Genomic DNA, 16,686 nt, shown 5'->3' on the forward strand with positions numbered 1-16,686 from the left:
AGTTCGTCACGACCACCCTATCGACGCCGACGAGTATTGTCGCTAGCCTAATCCGCAATCCGGTACGCCGAAATGGAGCGACGATGACCGTCACCACCCCGTCCCTGGCCGTGCACGGCGGACGCGCCGAGCTCGACGGCCTCCCCGACTTCCCGACCTGGCCGCAGTCCGGCGCGGAGGAGGAGCGCGGGATCCTCGACGTGCTGCACTCCGGGAAGTGGGGCAGCACGCACGGCGACGTCGTCGCGACCTTCGAGCAGGAGTTCGCGCAGGCGCAGCAGGCGAGGCACGCCATCGCCCTGTCCAACGGCACCCTGGCCCTGGCCGCGGCTCTGCGCGCCGCCGGCGTGGGGGTGGGCGACGAGGTGATCGTCCCCCCGTACACGTTCATCGCGACGGCCGCGGCCCCCCTGTTCGTCGGCGCCGTCCCCGTGTTCGCCGACGTCGACGCGTCCACCCACCTGCTCGACCCGGCCGCGACCGAGGCCGCGATCACCGAGCGGACCAAGGCCGTGATGCCCGTCCACCTCGCCGGGAACGTCGCCGATATGACGGCGTTCGCCGAGCTCGGCCGCCGGCACGGGATCGCCGTCATCGAGGACTCCGCGCAGGCGGTCGGCGCGCAGTGGGGGGGCCGCGGCGTCGGCACGCTCGGCGACCTCGGCACGTTCAGCTTCCAGACCTCGAAGAACATGAGTGCCGGCGAGGGCGGCATCGTCACGACCGACGACGACGAGCTCGCGGGCGCCGTGTACTCGCTCGTCAACGTCGGCCGCGTCCCCGGCGGCGGCTGGTACCAGCACGCCGCCGTCGGCTACAACCTGCGCCTCACCGAGTTCCAGGGCGCGATCCTGCGTGCCCAGCTCGCGCGCCTGCCCGAGCAGCAGGCCGTGCGCGAGACGAACGCTCGGGCACTGCAGGAGCAGCTCGCCGGCGTCGAGGGCGTCGCCGTCGCACCGCTGGACCCCTGCGTCACGGCGCACGGACGCCACCTCTTCATCTTCCGCGTGCCGGAGCTCGGCGACGCCGGGCTGCGCGACGCCGCCGCCCGGGCGCTCGCCGCCGAGGGCGTGCCGGGCGTGTCCACCGGGTACGTCCCGCTGCACCGCAACGCAGCGCTCGTCGCCGAGACGCGTGCCCTCGCCCAGCGGCTCGGGCAGCCGGTGCCGGAGGCCGCGTGCCCGCGCGCCGACCAGGTCAGCCGCGACACCCTGTGGCTCCCGCAGCACGTGCTGCTCGGCTCCGCGGAGCAGGTGGCCGCCGTCGGGCGGGCCATCGCGAAGGTCGCGCGCTCGGCCCACGAGCTCGCGTGAGCGAGGTCTCCGGGGACACCGTCCGCGTCGGCATCCTGGGGCTCGGGAGCATCGGACGCACGCACGCCGCGGCGCTCGCCCACCTCGCGGCGGGCGGCGTCGACGTCCGCGTCACCGCCGCGAGCGGCGGCACGCCCGAGGCCCTGCGGACCTCCGGCTGGCCCGACGCCGCGCACGTCCCGGCCGGCGAGCTCCTGGGGCGTGAGCTCGACGTCGTCGTCGTCGCGACGCCGAGCGGGCAGCACGCGGAGCACGCCGTCGCCGCCCTGGAGGCGGGTGCCGACGTCGTCGTCGAGAAGCCGCTCGCCACGACGACGCCCGACGCTACGCGCGTGCTGAGCGTCGCCCGCGAACGGGGGCGCCGCGTCTTCCCGATGGCGCAGCGCCGGCTCGAGGCCCAGCACGTCGCCATCCGGCGCCTGCTCGACGACGGCGCGCTCGGCACCCTCGTGCTCGGTGAGGTGCTCGTGCCGTGGGTGCGCGACGCGGCGTACTACGACGCCGCACCCTGGCGCCGCGAGATGCCCGCGGGCGGCTCGCTCATGAACCAGGGCCTGCACTCCGTCGACCTGCTGTCGTGGTTCCTCGGCCCCCTCGCGAGCGTGACGGCCCAGACGGCGGTACTCGGCGACGGCGGGCCGGCGGAGGACACGGCGGTCGTCACCGTGCGCTCCGCGGCCGGGGCGCTCGGGATCGTCGCGACCTCCACGGCGACCCCGCCCGGCGACGCCGCACGCCTCACCCTGCGCACCGACCGCGGAGTGATCGAGCTCGCGCACACCGACGTCGTGCGGTGGGAGATCGACGGCGTCGACCGGCCGAGCGCGTCCTCCGACGTCGCCGCCGGCTCGAGCGACCCTGCCGCGATCGGCATCGCCGGGCACGTCGAGGCGTGGCGCGACGTGCTCGAGGCGCACGCGACGGGCCGCGAGGCCCGCGTCCGCGCGCTCGACGGGTGGCGAACCGTCGCCCTGATCGACGCCGCGTACCGGTCCGCCGCGACCGGCCGGCTCGTGGACGTGCCCGCCGCACCGGACGGGGCATGATGCGCATCGCCGTCGCCGGCATGGCGCACCCCCACGCCGCCTACGTGCTCGACGAGCTGGCGCACGGGCCGTACGAGCTCGTCGGCACGAGCGACCCCGACCCCGCGAACCGCGAACGCTGGACGCCGCAGGGGGTGCCCAGCTACGCGGACCACCGGGAGCTGCTCGCCGCTCACGCGCCGGACGTCGTCGCCGCGTTCGGGGTGTACGGCGCCCGGGCGGCGATCGTGATCGACGCCCTCGACGCCGGGGCGCACGTCGTCGCCGACAAGCCGTTGTGCACGGACCAGGCCGACCTCGACGCGATCGAGCGGGCCGCCGCGCGGGCGGACCGGCACGTGTCCGTCGTGTTCGAGAAGCGGTGGCACCCGGTGACGCTCGCGGCCCGCAGGCTCGTCGGCGAGGGGGTGCTCGGCGACCTCGCCCTCGTCGCGGCGACCGGTCCGCACAAGCTCCTCGCCCCGACGCGGCCGCCGTGGTTCTTCTCGGCCGACGGGTACGGCGACCTCCTCGGGGACCTGCCGGTCCACGACATCGACCTCGTGCTCGAGCTCACGGGAGCCCGGTCGGGCACCGTGAGCGGGATCGCGGGGCGGCGTCCGCTCCCCGACCACCCCGGATGGACCGACAGCGGTGCCCTCGTGCTCGCCGCCGGCGACGTCGCCGCGACGATCGAGGCGCACTGGCTGTGGCCCGAGGCGTCCGACGTGCACGGGCACTACCGGATGCGGCTCACCGGCACCCGAGGTGTCGCCGAGCTGGACTGGGCGCGGTCCCGCCTCACCGTCCTCACGCACGAGCGGGAGCCCTGGGACGAACCGTTGGGGCCGGGACTCCGGCCGGCCGAGCAGGCCCTTTCGGCACTGGCCGAGGGGCGGGCTCCCGAGGTCACGACCCAGGCGAGCGTGCTCGCGACCCGGGTGGCGCTCCTCGCTGCGCGCAGCGCGCGCGACGGCGGACGTGCGGAGCGGTGGGGATGAGCAGCACCGTGGGGACCGAGACGCAGCGCCCGGTCTGTGATTAGATACAGCAGTAATCGGACGTTATGGACCGCCGCTAATCACGGCAGGGTAGGAGAGCAGATGCGCACGGTCGACGAGCTCGAACGCACGCTCGCCACCCCCAGCGCCGGACTTGTGGCCGATCTGGCCGCGCTCGAGGGCGACATCCTCGTCCTCGGCGCCGCCGGCAAGCTCGGCCCCAGCCTCGTGCGGCTCGCCGTCAACGGCGTCGAGCAGGCCGGCACGGGCGCGCGAGTGACGGCCGTCTCGCGGTTCACGACGCCGGGCTCCGCCGAGCAGCTCGAGGCCGCGGGCGCCCACACGGTCACCGCCGACCTCACGGACGAGACGTCGCTCGCCGGGCTCCCCGACGCCGCGAACGTCGTCTTCCTCGTGGGCGCGAAGTTCGGCTCGGACGGCAACGAGGCCGCCACCTGGCACACGAACACGTACCTGCCCGGGCGGGTCGCCGAGCGGTTCTCGGGTTCCCGCATCTCCGCGCTCTCCACCGGAAACGTCTACCCGCTCGTGCCGGTGGACGGCGGCGGCTCCCGCGAGGGCGACGCCCCCGCCCCGGTCGGCGAGTACGCCATGTCCTGCCTCGGCCGGGAACGGGTGCTCGAGGCCATGGCGCGCCGCAACGGCACGCCGACGGCGATCATCCGGCTCAACTACGCCGTCGAGATGCGGTACGGGGTGCTCGTCGACCTCGGGCAGCAGATCCTGGCAGGGGAGCCGATCGACGTCACGACCGGCGCCGTCAACCTCGTGTGGCAGGGCTACGCGAACGAGGTCACGCTCCGCGCGCTGCGGCACGCGGACGTCCCGCCGTTCGTCCTCAACGTCACCGGCGCCCAGACGCTCCGCGTGCGCGACCTCGCGCTCGCGCTGGGCGAGCGGCTCGGGCGCGACGTCGAGCTCGTCGGGTCGGAGGCGGACACCGCTCTGCTGTCCGACGCGACGGCGAGCCACGAGGAGTTCGGCGAGCCGGCGATCGGCGTCGAGGCGCTGCTGGACCACACAGCCGCGTGGTTGACGGCCGGTGGGCCGGTCCACGGCAAGCCCACGAAGTTCCAGCGCCGCGACGGGAAGTTCTGATGACCGCCACCAGCACCGGCACCAGCGCTGCCGCGAGCATCCCCGCGCGGACCGCGGCGCCCTCCGCAACCGCCGACGCCGTCGGGCGGTTCCGCGCCGGCGGTGTGATCCCGGCGCACCCGCTCGCGCTCACAGCCGAGGGCCGCATCGACGAGCGCCGCCAGCGCGCCCTTAGCCGCTACTACGTCGAGGCGGGCTCGCTGGGGCTCGCCGTCGCCGTCCACACCACGCAGTTCGCCGTGCACGACCCGGCGCGCGGGCTGCTCGCACCCGTGCTCGAGCTCGCCGCCGAGACGGTCGCCGAGTACCCCGAGCGGGACGTCGTGCTCGTCGCCGGGCTGAGCGGCCCGACCGAGCAGGCCGTCGCGGAGGCGGAGCTGGCCGCGTCGCTCGGATACGACCTGTGCCTGCTCGCCCCGCACGGGGTCGGCGACGTCGACGAGAACTACCTGCTCGAGCGCGCCCGCGCCGTGGGCGAGGTGCTCCCCGTGATCGGGTTCTACCTGCAGCTCGCCGTCGGCGGCCGGTACCTCTCGCGCGACTTCTGGCGCCGCCTCGCCGACGTGCCGAGCGTCGTCGGGATCAAGGCTGCGCCGTTCGACAGGTACGCGACCCTCGACGTCGTCCACGGGCTCGCATCCTCCCAGCGCGGCCGCGACGTCGCGCTGTACACCGGGAACGACGACCACATCGTCATGGACCTGCTGACGTCGTTCACCGGCTCCGCGCCGGGCGGCGGCGTCGAGCGGTACGAGATGGTCGGCGGCCTGCTCGGCCAGTGGGCCGTCTGGGTGCGCGAGGCGGTCCGGATGCACGGGCTCGCGCGCGCCGCGAAGGCCGGCGACGGCGGTGCGCTCGCCGAGCTGCTGCGGCTCAACCCCGCGCTCACCGACGCCAACGGCGTGCTGTTCGACGCCGCGAACGCGTTCGTCGGCTGCATCGCGGGCGTGCACGAGGTGCTCCGCCGCCAGGGGCTGCTCGGCAACCTCGTGTTCCTCGACCCGCGCGAGGGCCTCTCGCCGGGGCAGCTCGAGGAGATCGACCGGATCTGGCGCGCCTACCCCGAGCTCCGGGACGACGCGTTCGTGGCGGAGAACCTCGACCGCTGGCTGCGCTGAGCTCACGCCGCACCCACCGGCCCTCGGCCGATCCGGACGCCGCCGACGACGACGTCCCGCACGCCCAGCGAGTCGGCACCCGGTTCGTGGTCGACGAGCAGGACGTCGGCGGGCGCGCCCGGCGTGAGCACGCCGCGTCCGCCGACGACGCGACCCGGGTTCGTCGTCGCGAGGCGCAGCGCACCGGCGAGGTCGAGCCCGGCGAGGCGGGCGGCGCCGGCCACGCCGTCCGCGAGCGTGCGCGCGGCGCCCGCGAGGAACGGCGTGCCGACCTCGGACAGCCGCCCGTCGGCGGACAGGTGCACGCGGCCGCCGACCGGGGTCGTGTACTCGCCCGGCGGCAGGCCGGCCAGCGCCACCGAGTCGGACACGAGCACGGCGCGGTCGGGACCCTTCGCCCGCAGCATCGCCGTCAGCGTGTCCGCCGGGAGATGGTGCCCGTCGGCGATGAAGCACCCCGTCAGCCGGTCGTCGGCGAGCTGGGCCCACACGTAGTTCGGGTGCCGCGGCAGGACCGCGTGCGCCCCGTTGCCGAGGTGGGTCGCGAGGCTCGCTCCGGCCGCGGCGGCCTCGTGCACCTGCTCCGGCGTCGCGTGCGTGTGGCCGATCGCGATCCGCACCCCCGACGCGACGGCGTGGCGCACGTACGCCGTCGAGGCGTCCCAGTGCGGGGAGATCGTCACCAGGCCCACGAGCCCGTCCGCTGCCTCCTGCCACCGCCGCAGCTCGGCCGGGTCCGGCTCGCGCACGTGCTCAGCGGGGTGCACGCCGCGCGGGCCGTCCTCCGCCGAGATGTGCGGACCCTCGAGGTGCACGAACGGGATCGCGTGCCGAGCGCCGTCGTCACGGCGGCGCGCCTCGGCGACGGCGCGCAGCGAGCGCAGCAGGTCGCTCTCGGCGGAGGTGACCACGGTGGGGACGAACGTCGTCGTCCCCGCGCGGGCGAGCGCGCGGACCAGCTCGACCACGACGTCCGGCGTGACGTCCGGACCGTTGACGTCCAGGCCGGCGAAGCCGTTGACCTGGAGGTCGACGAGGCCGGGCACCAGCCACGGCTCGCCACCCGGCTCGGATGACGCCTCGGCGCCGAGCGCGCGCACCTGCGCCACCACGCCGTCGTCGACCAGCACCTCGACGAGCCGGCCCGTGCCCGGGTCCCGCCCGACGACGCGGGCCACCTGCCCCGTCATCCGCCCTCCCGTTCGAAGGCCTCCCGCACCGGTGCGGGCGGGGCCGCGTCGGCGTCCACGTACAGCGTGACGTCCGGGTGCGTGCGCAGCGCCGTCGCCGGGTGCGCCGCCGAGACGGGCTCCGTGAGCGCGTGCTCGACGGCCGCGCGCTTCGCGGGACCGGGGACGACGCAGAAGAGCCGGTCCGCAGCCAGCAGGCGCGGCACCGTGAGGGTGATCGCGTGGGTCGGGACGTCGTCGAACGTCGGGAAGCACTCGTCGTCGACCTGCTGCTGCCGGCAGGCGTCGTCGAGCTCGACGACCTTGACGTCCAGCGGGTCCGCGAGGTCCGCCACGGGCGGGTCGTTGAACGCCAGGTGGCCGTTCTGACCGATGCCGAGGCAGACGACGTCGATCGGCGCCGCGGCGAGTGCCGCCGCGTACTCCTGCGCCGTGCGCTCCGGGTCCGGACCCGGCTCGATCGCGTGCACCGCCGCGAACGGGACGACGCCGAAGATCGCCTCACGCAGCCAGGCGGCGAACCGCTCCGGGGCGTCGGCGGGCAGGCCGAGGTACTCGTCCATGTGGAACGCCTCGACGCGGGTCCAGTCGATCCCCTCGGCCGCGACGAGCGCCTCGAGCACCTCGCGCTGGCTCGGCGCCGCCGCGAACACCATGCGGACCCGCTCCTGCGTGGCGAGCCGCCGACGCAGCTCGGCGGCGACGTCTGACGACGCCGCGGCACCCATCTCCGCGCGCGTCTCGAACACCCGCAGGCGCGGCATGCCGGGGACGACGTCGGTGGGCGTGCCTGTGGGCGTGCGGGTGGACCTGGCGGTCATGCGTGCTCCGATGCTGGTGCTGTCACGGGGAGGCCTGCGGGTGGGTCGAGCTCGACGAGCATGAGCAGCGCACGGGCGATGTGGAAGGGGTCCTTGACGGGCAGCGCGACGGTGCGCGCGTCCGGAGCGCCGGAGCGGTCCCGGATCTGGGTCCACTCCCGGCCGGACCCGTCGGGGAACGTGGCGAACGTGTAGCTCTCGACGCGCTCCGCCCAGGCGGCCAGGGCGGGATCGCCGGTCGCGGACGCGAGCAGGCGCGTCGTGTAGAGCGCCTCGGCGTGCGGCCACCACAGCTTGGTGTCCCACGTGGCGACCACCAGCTCGGTGTACGCCTCGCCGTCGCGCTCCCCCGCCGGCGCGCCGCCCGCCGCGTCGACGTAGCGGAAGAGGCCGCCCCGCTCTTCGTCCCAGCCGAGCGCGAGGGCGCGCCGCGCGATCGCCGCGAGCTCGGCGTCGTCGGCGAGGCGGGCCTCGCCGAGCAGGTCGCGCGCGTGACGGAGGAACCACAGCGCCTCGAGCACGTGACCGGGCGTGCGGTGCCGCGCCAGCAGCGACGGGTCGTCGACGCCGCCCGGGCCGGGCATCTCGACGACGTCGTCGCCGCGCACGAACCGTGCGCCGATGTCCGCCGCGGCAGCACGCACGATCGCTGCCGCCTCCGTGTCCGCCGTCGCCCGGTACACCTGCTCCCCGACGCCGACGAGGATCATCGGCAGCCCGAACGAGCCGTAGCCCGGCGGGACCGGGTAGGGGTCCGAGCGGAACTCCCCCGAGGCGATGCGCTCGGCCGCGGCCCGGAGCACCTCGAGGGAGAGCTCGCCCCAGCCCTCGCCCGGGCGCACGTGCTCCACCCCCGCGAAGCCGAGCGCCGCGAACAGGTCCGCGAACACGCTCGTCGCGAGGCCGCGCCCGGGCACCGGCTCGAACGGCTCGCCGGCCCGCGTGGTGACGTACGCCGTCGTGCGGTCGGCGCACAGCGCGCGGTCGCGGACGAACCGGGCCGTGCGCTCGGCCTGCTCGGCGTACGGCTCAGGGTCGACGGCGAGGACGCCGGCGCGGGCGGCCTGCGCCACCCGGGCGGTCAGCCACGCCCACCGCCCCTGCGACCACGTGTACTTGTCGTGCGAGACGAGCCGGGCGCCGTCGTTGGACCAGCACGTCAGCACGCCGCCGTGCTCGGCGTCCGGGCCGTGCGACATCCACCAGGCGAGGACGTCGTCGACCAGGTGCGCCGCGTAGTCGGCGCCGTCACGCACGGGTGGCCGCCCGCTCGTCGCCGGTGCGCTCGTCCCCGAACACCACCGACGCGTCGATCTCGACGGCGATCGAGTCCACGAGCTCGTCGGACGCGGCGTTGCGCCACGGTGCCACGAGGCCGATCACGAGGAACGTGACGATCGAGCACACGACCGGCCCGCCGACCTGCACGGCCGTGACCTGGTCCGGCGCGAGCGAGGCGATGGCGCCGTCGAACACGTAGCGCGTCAGGGCGAAGACGGCGAGCCCGACGGCCCACGAGGAGATCGCGGCGACCGGCCCGCACCGCTTGAACGCCGGCAGCAGGCCGAGCAGCATCGGGACGGCGATCGGTCCGACCAGCCCGCCGAACCACAGGATGATGAGGCCGAGGACGCCGCCGAAGCTGTCGGCGGTGAGCGCGATGACCATGCTGAGCGCGATGAACGCCGCCACCGCGATGCGGCCGACGGCGAGCTCCGTCCGGGTGTTCATCGCGCGGCCCCGGCGCCAGATCGCCGGGATGATGTCGCGCGTCACGACGGAGCTGATCGCGTTCGCGTCGGACCCGGTCATGGCCATCGTGTGCGCGAACAGGCCGGCGAGCACGAGGCCCACGAGCCCGACCGGGAGGAGCTCCTGCGTGAGCAGCGCGTACGACTGCTGCGGGTCCTCCAGGTCCGGCAGCAGGATCGGCGCCGCCCACATCGGCAGGAACATGACGAGCGGCCACACGAGGTAGAGGGAGGCGGAGAACAGCGCGGCGCGGCGGGCGGTGCTGCCGGTGGGCGACGCGATGAACCGCTGCGCCAGGTTCCACGTGCCGCCGTTGTACGAGAGCGTGTTGATGAGCAGGTACACGAGCACGAACAGCAGCGTGTACTGACCGTTGAACGGCTGGGAGTTCCCCTCCGGCAGGCGGTCCCACATCGTCCAGAGGGTCGGGACGCCGTCGAGCGTGACGAGCACCGTGACGAACATGACGATCCCGGCCACGAGCTGCACCAGGAACTGCCCGAGGTCGGTCAGCGCGTCGGCCCACAGTCCTCCGATGGCCGAGTAGATGAGCGTGACGCCGCCCGTCAACAGGACGCCCGCGGCGATCGGGACGCCGGCGAACACGTTGAGCAGCAGCGCCGTCGCCGTCCACTTCGCGCCGACGTCGAAGACCTTGAGCAGCGTGCCGCTCCACGCGAGCAGCTGCTGCGTGGGCAGCCCGTACCGGGTCTTGAGGTACTCCAGCGGCGAGATGATCCCGAGCCGCTGACGCAGCCGCGGCCAGCGCGGCACGAACAGGAACGCGCCGATCACCATGGCGGCGGAGATCCCGAGCGCCCACCAGATGTAGAGCACGAAGCCCTCGGTGTAGGCGATCGCGGCGTACCCGACGAAGACGGCGGCGCTGTAGCCCGACATGTGGTGCGAGATGCCGGACAGCCACCACGGCATCCGGCCGCCGGCCGTGAAGAAGTCGCGTGAGTCGTGCACGCGCGCCTTCGCCCACCAGCCGATCCCCACCATCAGGAGGAAGTACCCCCCGACCACCATCCAGTCGAGCGCGCCCATGCTTGCTCCGTCCGTGGGGGGCGCCGACGACGGCGCCCGGTTGTCCCGCGATGCTTCCGTGCAACCGGTTGCACGTCAAGGGGTTCCGCCTAGGGTTCTCGTGTGTCCCCTGCCCGGACGCCGCCCGGCGACGGCGGCCCCCGCGTGACGATCCGCACCGTCGCGGCCGCGGCCGGCGTCTCGACGTCGACCGTCTCCCGCGTCTTCTCCCACCCGCACCTCCTGCGGGCGAGCACCGTGGAACGCATCACCGCCCTCGCGGCCGAGCTGGGTTACGTTCCCCACCACGCCGCCCGCGCGCTCAGCACCGGCCGCCTCGGCACGATCGGCGTCGTCGTCCCGGACATCGCCAACCCGTTCTTCCCGCCCGTCATCCGCGCCGCGCAGGCCCGCGCCGCGGACGACGGCGTCAGCACCCTGCTCGCGGACACGGACGAGAGTGCCGAGCGCGAGGCGGACCTGCTGCGCACCCTGTCCTGGCGCACGGACGGCGTCGTGCTCGTCTCCTCCCGACTGCCGGACGACGACGTGCGCGCCCTCGCTGCGCGACGCCATGTGGTGCTCGTGAACCGGGACGTCGACGGCGTCACGCGCGTGCTGCTCGACACCGCCGTCGGGATGGCGCAGGCCGTGGACCACCTCGCGGACCGCGGCCACCGGCGACTCGCCTACGTGGGCGGTCCGGCGCCGTCGTGGTCGGACGACACCCGGCGCGCCGCGGTGCTCGCGCGCGCGGCGGAGCGGTCCGTCGATGTCGTCGACCTCGGCGCGCACCGGCCGGAGCACGACGTCGGCCTCGCCCTCGCGCCCGCTCTGGTGGCCTCCGGGGCGACGGCGGCGATCGCGTTCGACGACGTGCTCGCGCAGGGCGTGCTCGCCGGCCTGCTCGCGGCGGGCGTCGACGTCCCCGGCGACGTGTCGGTCGTCGGCTGCGACGACATCCTTGCGGTGCGGACGGTGCCGCCGCTCACCACGATCCACGGCCCGAGCGACGAGGCCGGCGCCGTCGCCGTCGAGCTGCTGCTCCGCCTCGTCCACCGCGAACCCGGCACGGGCTCGGCTGAGCGGGTGGTCCTCCCGGCGGAGCTCGTGGTCCGTTCCACCACGGGGCCCGCGCCGCGCTGCTGACTCAGCGGTTGGGGCGTACCAGCGGGAACAGGATCGTGTCCCGGATGCTGAGGCCGGTCAGGTTCATGACGAGCCGATCCACGCCGAGGCCCATCCCACCGGTCGGCGGCATGCCGTACTCGAGCGCCTGGATGAAGTCCTCGTCGACCTGCATCGCCTCGGCGTCACCGGCCGCCGCCAGCAGCGACTGCGCGACGAGACGCTCCCGCTGGTCGACCGGGTCGATGAGCTCCGAGTAGGCGGTGCCCTGCTCGGCGCCGAAGATCACGAGGTCCCACTTCTCGCTCAGCCGCGGGTCGCGCCGGTGCTTCCGCGTGAGCGGAGCGTTCTCCGTGGGGAAGTCGGTGTAGAAGACCGGCGTGGTCGTCTGCCCCTCGCACAGCTCGCCGTAGATCTCCTCGAGGACGAACCCCCCACGAGGGGTCGAGGTCCAGCTCGAGCCCGATGCTCTCGGCGTGGCGCAGCAGCTCCGGGAGCGGTGTGTCAGCCGTGATCTCCTCGCCCAACGCCTCGGAGACGGCCTCGCACACCGTCTTCACGGGCCAGTCGCCCGAGAGGTCGTACTCGACCACCGTGCCGTCCGGCCCGGCTCGTCGCGCCGTCGGCGAGCCGTAGACCGCCGTCGCCGCTTCCTGGATCAGACCCTGGGTGAGCACCCGCATCGTGTCGTAGTCGCCGTACGTCTCGTACACCTCGAGCGAGGTGAACTCCGGGTTGTGCTTGAAGTCGACGCCCTCGTTGCGGAACTGGCGGCCCACCTCGAAGACCTTCTCCATGCCTCCGACGAGAAGTCGCTTGAGGTGCAGCTCCGTGGCGATCCGCAGGTAGAGGTCCATGTCGTAGGCGTTGATGTGCGTCTCGAACGGGCGGGCGTTCGCACCGCCGTGGATCGTCTGCAGGACCGGGGTCTCGACCTCCGTGAAACCGCGCGACTGCAGCGAGTCGCGGATGCTGCGCACGACCGCCGAGCGGTGGTACGCCACGGAGCGCGCCTCCGGCCGGACGATCAGGTCGACGTACCGGGTCCGCACCCGGGCGTCCGGGTCGTTGAGGCCGAGGTGCTTGTCGGGCAGCGGGCGCAGCGCCTTGCACGTCAGGGTCGCTTCCTCGGCTCGGACGCTGAGCTCGCCCTTGCGGGTGGTCACGACCTCACCCGTGACCCCGACGTGGTCGCCGAGGTCGATCGAGTGCTCCCAGAACGCGAACACCTCCGGGCTGAGGCGATCGGCCTGGAGCATCACCTGGAGGTCGCCGCTCCCGTCCCGCAACGTCGCGAAGCCGAGACCCCCCATGTCGCGCTTGAGGATCACGCGGCCGACGACGGACACGCGCCGCCCGGTCGCCGTGTCCGGCGGCAGCTCACCCGCCTCCCGACGGACGTCGGCGAGCGTGTGCGTGCGGGGATGCCCCACCGGGTACGGATCCACGCCCGCCGCGCGGATCCGGTCCAGCTTCTGGCGCCGGACCCGCACCTGCTCCGGGAGGTGATCGGTGGCGAGCGCCTCGGCGACGACGTCGCGGGGCGGCGGGATGAGCGCGCGGACCTCGGCGGCGTGCTCCGGTCCGCCGGGTTCGAGGGCACCGCTCGCCGCGCCGGCCTTCCGGCGGAGCATCGCGACGGACGGCCGGGTGAGGAAGCCCTCGGCGCTGCCGGCGGCGACGCCCACCCGAGGCAGGTCGGACGCGAACTCGAAGCCGAGGTACCGCGGGCGCCACTCGGGGAGGTACTTGGCGTTCGACCGGTACAGCGACTCGAGCTGCCAGGTCCTGCTGGCGAGGAGCAGGCCCTGCCGCCACACCCGCGCCAACGGGCCGGCCCCGATCTCGGCGCCACGCTCGAACGCCTCCCGGAACATGGCGAAGTTCAGGGAGACGTTGCCGACGCCGAACGTGGCCGACTTCTCGGCGAGGCTCGCGACCATGAGCTCGACGAGACCGTTGTCCGCCGTCGGGTCGCGGCGCATGAGGTCGAGGGACAGCCCGGTCCGGCCCCACGGGACGAAGCTGAGGAAGCCCCGCAGCCGTCCGTCCGCGTCCCGGGCCTCCACGAGGACGCACGCCTCGTCCAGCGGGTCGTCGAGCCGGCCGAGCGCCATCGAGAAGCCGCGTTCGTCCCCGCCGTCACCACGCCACTGGTCGGCGGCCTCGCCCAGCGCCGCGAAGTCCTCCGCGCCGAGCGCGGCATGTCGCACGACCCGGACGACGTAGCCCCGACGCCGGAGGCGGGCCACGGACTGCCGGACCGCCTTCATCCCGGGCCCGTTGAGCGAGAAGTCCGCGAGGTCGACGATCGCCTCGTCCCCGATGTCGAGCATGGTGAGGCCGGCGCCGTCGTAGGCCACGGCGCCCGCGTGCCCGGCGGCCATGACGGCGAGCGACCACCCTCGCGAGCGGGCCTCGAGCCGCCATCGCTCGATCGCGTCGCCCCAGAACCGCGGATCGCCGAGGGGATCGCCGCTGGCCAGGGACACGGAGCCGATCGCGCGGTAGGAGATCCCGGCCCGAGCGGTGGCCGGGTCACCGGTGTCCCACACGACCCCCTTGTCGCGCCGGGTCGCGAAGTAGCCGAGGGAGTCGTCGTCGCCGAAGTCCCGCAGGAGGGAGCGCACCCTCGCCTCGTCCGGCGGGTCGAGCGTCTGGGAGTCCCGCGGAGCACGGAAGAGGAGATGCGCTGCCGCGAGGACGACGAGCGCGCCCGTCACGCCGATCAGCGCGTGGACCCACCACGGGGCGGTGACCCCGAGGTCGACTCCGACCCGACCGATGTCCGCCAGCATCGCCGACAGGACGAAGACCGCGGACGTCCCGCCGTCCGGGGAGTCGCCGTACGCCGAGACGAGCACCGCCCCACCGACCAGGACGACGAGGCCGCCCACCAGGAAGACGGCGAGCGCGGCCGGCAGGCTCCCGGGCACGCGGCGCGCCACGAACTGCGGCCGGGACCGGATGGCGAGCACGAGGACCACCGCGACCACTCCGAGGCCGACGGCGTTGAGGACGGCGTCGACACCCGCGAGCGACCCGGGCAGGAGGTCCAGCGCGCGGCCGAGGGCGGGCAGGGCGAGCCACCACAGGACCAGGACCCACCAGGCGGCCCGCAGCCTGCGCCGGAGGCCGACCGCGACCACCAGGCACAGGGCGGCGTAGACCAGGCTCGGCACCACCGGGACCAGGAGGAGGGAGACCGCGTCCGTCGTGTGGGCGAAGTACCGGTGCCAGTGCGGCACGACGGCGACGAGCGCCACGAACGCGCTCAGAAGGAGCATCGCGCCGGCGAAGCGATCCGGCCACCGGTCGTCGGCCGGCCGCCGCGACGTCGGGCGGAACGGTTCGTGCGGCCCCCGGTCGTCGGCCGGGTGCGCCGGCGCGCTGTGCGTGGCCGGTCCAGGTGAGTCGGACATGCTCGACCTCGTCTCCCGATGGGACCGTGCGCGGACGCTATCGGACCTCCGGCTCCACGCGCGCGCCGAGAGCCGTAGCGCCGCCGGGCCCGTCCGCCCGTGCCGCGAGGACGCCCAGGCAGACCAGCCACGCGCTCACGGTGAGGATGTGGAGCCGCTGACTGAGCGCGGCCGCGGTGGACGACGTCCCCGGCGTGGCGGTCCACGTGAAGTAGGCGAACATCAGCGCGGACACGACGCCGCCGAGCACGAACACCCACTGCGCGGCGGCGTGGAACCAGGCGGGACCGTCGCGGCGGGTCGCGAACCAGGCTCCGAGCACCCCGCCGAACAGCCCGACCTCCGACACCGCGCTCGCCAGGTCGTGGATCACTACCTCGAGGTCGCCCGAGCCGACACACCTCGTGCCGAGCGGACACGTGCTCGCGGCCAGGGCCGCACCGATGGCGCCCACGGCGAACGCGACGGTGCCCCACGTGACCACCTCGCGCCACGGCCCGGGGCGGAGGGCACGGCGGACGGGCACGACGAGGACGAGGACGAGGACGGCGCACGCCACGTCCGTCGCACGGAGCAACGTCGCGTTCGGCTGCCCGGGGGCGGCGAGCTGGCTGACGATGTACTGCATCCCGTCGCCGCCGCGCAGCACCCAGTCCAGGAGGAAGTTCGCCTGGAACACTGCGGCGAGCGCGGCGACGACGAGGAGCGCCGCGCGCCGCGGCGACCCGTCGCGACTCGTCACAGCCACCAGTCTCACCGCGGATGCGCTCCCACGCCCGCCCACCTACGGTCGTACCGCTCGAGGGCCGCACTCGGCCGCGTCCCCGACGACCCGGGAGGTGCTCGGTGATCCTCGGTCTCGTCACCGCCTTCGCGGCGGCCGTCTGCTACGGCGTCGGCTCCGTGCTCCAGGCGGTCGCCGCACGTGGCACGGACGCCGTCGAGGGTCTCGACCCGCGCCTCCTCGTCCGGCTCGCCCGCTCGTGGCGCTACCTGCTCGGCGTGGGCCTGGACGCACTGGGGTTCGCCCTGTCGCTCGTCGCCGTCCGCACGCTCCCGCTGTTCGTCGTCCAGTCGATCGTCGCCAGCTTCCTCGCGATCACGGCGGTGCTCGGCGCGCTCTTCCTGGCCATGCCGCTCCGGAGGGCCGATCGCATCGGGCTGACCGTCGTCGTCGCCGGCCTCGTCCTCGTGGGCTCCTCGGCGTCGGAGGACTCGGCGGTCGAGGTGGTCCCCGCCGAGCAGTGGGGTGTCCTGGCCGCGGCGCTGCTCCTCGCCGTCCTCGCGATCCCCCTCGGCCGCGTGCCGGGTCCACGCGGTGCCGCAGCGCTGGGCGGCGTGGCCGGTCTCGCGTTCGGTGCGACAGCCGTGGCGTCGCGCATGCTGCCCGGCGCTCCTGGCGGTGGCGGCCTCCTCGCGGAGATCGAGGAGCTGATCGCCTCCCCCGCGCTCTACGCGCTCGCCGTGGCGGCCGTCGTCGCCCTCCTCACCTACTCCATCGCGCTCCAGCGAGGATCCGTCACCCAGGCGACGGCGCCTCTCGTCGTCGGCGAGACCGTCGCTCCCGCACTGGTCGGCGTCCTGCTCCTCGGGGACCGCCCACGCGCCGGCTGGGAGTGGGCGGCGATCCTCGGGTTCGTGCTCTCCGTGTCCGGGGCCGTGGCGCTGGCTCGACACGGCGAGGTCGAGGCACCCGCCGAGGACCCGACCGACGCGCCGGATCCGGGGACGACGTCCCCCCGCGCGCCGTGACGTGGCTGGGCCGGCT

Annotated in this window: 13 protein-coding genes and 1 pseudogene; 7 read left to right on the forward strand and 7 right to left on the reverse strand. The window is 74.5% G+C overall.

The window, feature by feature from the left end; translation table 11 throughout:
• Window positions 1-83 precede the first annotated feature (83 nt).
• The 5 genes from BCAV_RS16855 (at window position 84) to BCAV_RS16875 (ending at window position 5,576) form a co-directional block, all read left to right on the forward strand.
• Window positions 84-1,313 (forward strand): DegT/DnrJ/EryC1/StrS family aminotransferase, encoded by a 1,230-nt coding sequence (locus BCAV_RS16855; protein ID WP_015883827.1) that lies wholly within the window; start codon window positions 84-86, stop codon window positions 1,311-1,313.
• Window positions 1,310-2,359: a Gfo/Idh/MocA family protein gene (locus BCAV_RS16860; protein WP_015883828.1), complete on the forward strand. Its 1,050-nt coding sequence runs from the start codon at window positions 1,310-1,312 to the stop codon at window positions 2,357-2,359. The genes BCAV_RS16855 and BCAV_RS16860 overlap by 4 nt, the downstream gene beginning before the upstream one ends.
• The gene (locus BCAV_RS16865) at window positions 2,356-3,339 is read left to right on the forward strand and encodes a Gfo/Idh/MocA family protein (RefSeq protein ID WP_015883829.1); all 984 of its coding nucleotides are present in this window, start codon (window positions 2,356-2,358) and stop codon (window positions 3,337-3,339) included. The genes BCAV_RS16860 and BCAV_RS16865 overlap by 4 nt, the downstream gene beginning before the upstream one ends.
• A 102-nt stretch (window positions 3,340-3,441) precedes the next feature.
• Entirely contained in the window at window positions 3,442-4,458 is a 1,017-nt protein-coding gene (locus BCAV_RS16870; RefSeq protein ID WP_015883830.1) for an NAD-dependent epimerase/dehydratase family protein, read from the forward strand.
• Window positions 4,458-5,576, forward strand: a complete 1,119-nt coding sequence (locus BCAV_RS16875; protein ID WP_015883831.1) for a dihydrodipicolinate synthase family protein — start codon at window positions 4,458-4,460, stop codon at window positions 5,574-5,576. Before BCAV_RS16870 ends, BCAV_RS16875 begins: the two co-directional genes overlap by 1 nt.
• A 2-nt stretch (window positions 5,577-5,578) precedes the next feature.
• Here BCAV_RS16875 and BCAV_RS16880 read toward each other — a convergent pair whose 3' ends face one another.
• From BCAV_RS16880 to BCAV_RS22565, 4 genes are read right to left on the reverse strand one after another with little or no spacing between them, the layout of a single operon-like run.
• On the reverse strand, window positions 5,579-6,766 hold the full coding sequence (locus BCAV_RS16880; RefSeq protein WP_015883832.1) for an N-acetylglucosamine-6-phosphate deacetylase: 1,188 nt from the start codon (window positions 6,764-6,766) through the stop codon (window positions 5,579-5,581).
• Window positions 6,763-7,587: a glucosamine-6-phosphate deaminase gene (locus BCAV_RS16885; RefSeq protein ID WP_015883833.1), complete on the reverse strand. Its 825-nt coding sequence runs from the start codon at window positions 7,585-7,587 to the stop codon at window positions 6,763-6,765. Before BCAV_RS16885 ends, BCAV_RS16880 begins: the two co-directional genes overlap by 4 nt.
• Window positions 7,584-8,843, reverse strand: a complete 1,260-nt coding sequence (locus BCAV_RS22560) for an AGE family epimerase/isomerase (RefSeq protein ID WP_015883834.1) — start codon at window positions 8,841-8,843, stop codon at window positions 7,584-7,586. The genes BCAV_RS16885 and BCAV_RS22560 overlap by 4 nt, the downstream gene beginning before the upstream one ends.
• Complete coding sequence (locus BCAV_RS22565) at window positions 8,836-10,389, reverse strand: sodium:solute symporter family protein (RefSeq protein WP_015883835.1); 1,554 nt, start codon at window positions 10,387-10,389, stop codon at window positions 8,836-8,838. The genes BCAV_RS22560 and BCAV_RS22565 overlap by 8 nt, the downstream gene beginning before the upstream one ends.
• A gap of 102 nt (window positions 10,390-10,491) precedes the next feature.
• Here BCAV_RS22565 and BCAV_RS16900 point away from each other — a divergent pair, with 102 nt between their 5' ends.
• Window positions 10,492-11,517 carry a LacI family DNA-binding transcriptional regulator gene (locus BCAV_RS16900; RefSeq protein ID WP_015883836.1) on the forward strand — a complete coding sequence of 342 codons (1,026 nt, stop codon included), beginning with the start codon at window positions 10,492-10,494 and terminating at the stop codon, window positions 11,515-11,517.
• 1 nt (window position 11,518) lies between these two features.
• Here BCAV_RS16900 and BCAV_RS23240 read toward each other — a convergent pair whose 3' ends face one another.
• The 3 genes and pseudogenes from BCAV_RS23240 to BCAV_RS16910 form a co-directional block, all read right to left on the reverse strand.
• Complete coding sequence (locus tag BCAV_RS23240) at window positions 11,519-12,004, reverse strand: amino acid--tRNA ligase-related protein (protein ID WP_342618317.1); 486 nt, start codon at window positions 12,002-12,004, stop codon at window positions 11,519-11,521.
• A pseudogene (lysX, locus tag BCAV_RS22325) lies at window positions 12,003-14,918 on the reverse strand (bifunctional lysylphosphatidylglycerol synthetase/lysine--tRNA ligase LysX); the annotation flags it as partial. The gene BCAV_RS23240 and the pseudogene lysX, both read right to left, overlap by 2 nt.
• 37 nt (window positions 14,919-14,955) lie before the next feature.
• Entirely contained in the window at window positions 14,956-15,660 is a 705-nt protein-coding gene (locus tag BCAV_RS16910) for a DUF998 domain-containing protein (RefSeq protein ID WP_043347424.1), read from the reverse strand.
• Between the two features lie 104 nt (window positions 15,661-15,764).
• Between BCAV_RS16910 and BCAV_RS16915 the strand changes: the two genes are divergently transcribed.
• Window positions 15,765-16,670: a hypothetical protein gene (locus BCAV_RS16915; RefSeq protein ID WP_015883838.1), complete on the forward strand. Its 906-nt coding sequence runs from the start codon at window positions 15,765-15,767 to the stop codon at window positions 16,668-16,670.
• The last annotated feature ends 16 nt before the right edge of the window (window positions 16,671-16,686 follow it).

The organism is Beutenbergia cavernae DSM 12333 (assembly GCF_000023105.1).
Lineage (GTDB): Bacteria > Actinomycetota > Actinomycetes > Actinomycetales > Beutenbergiaceae > Beutenbergia > Beutenbergia cavernae.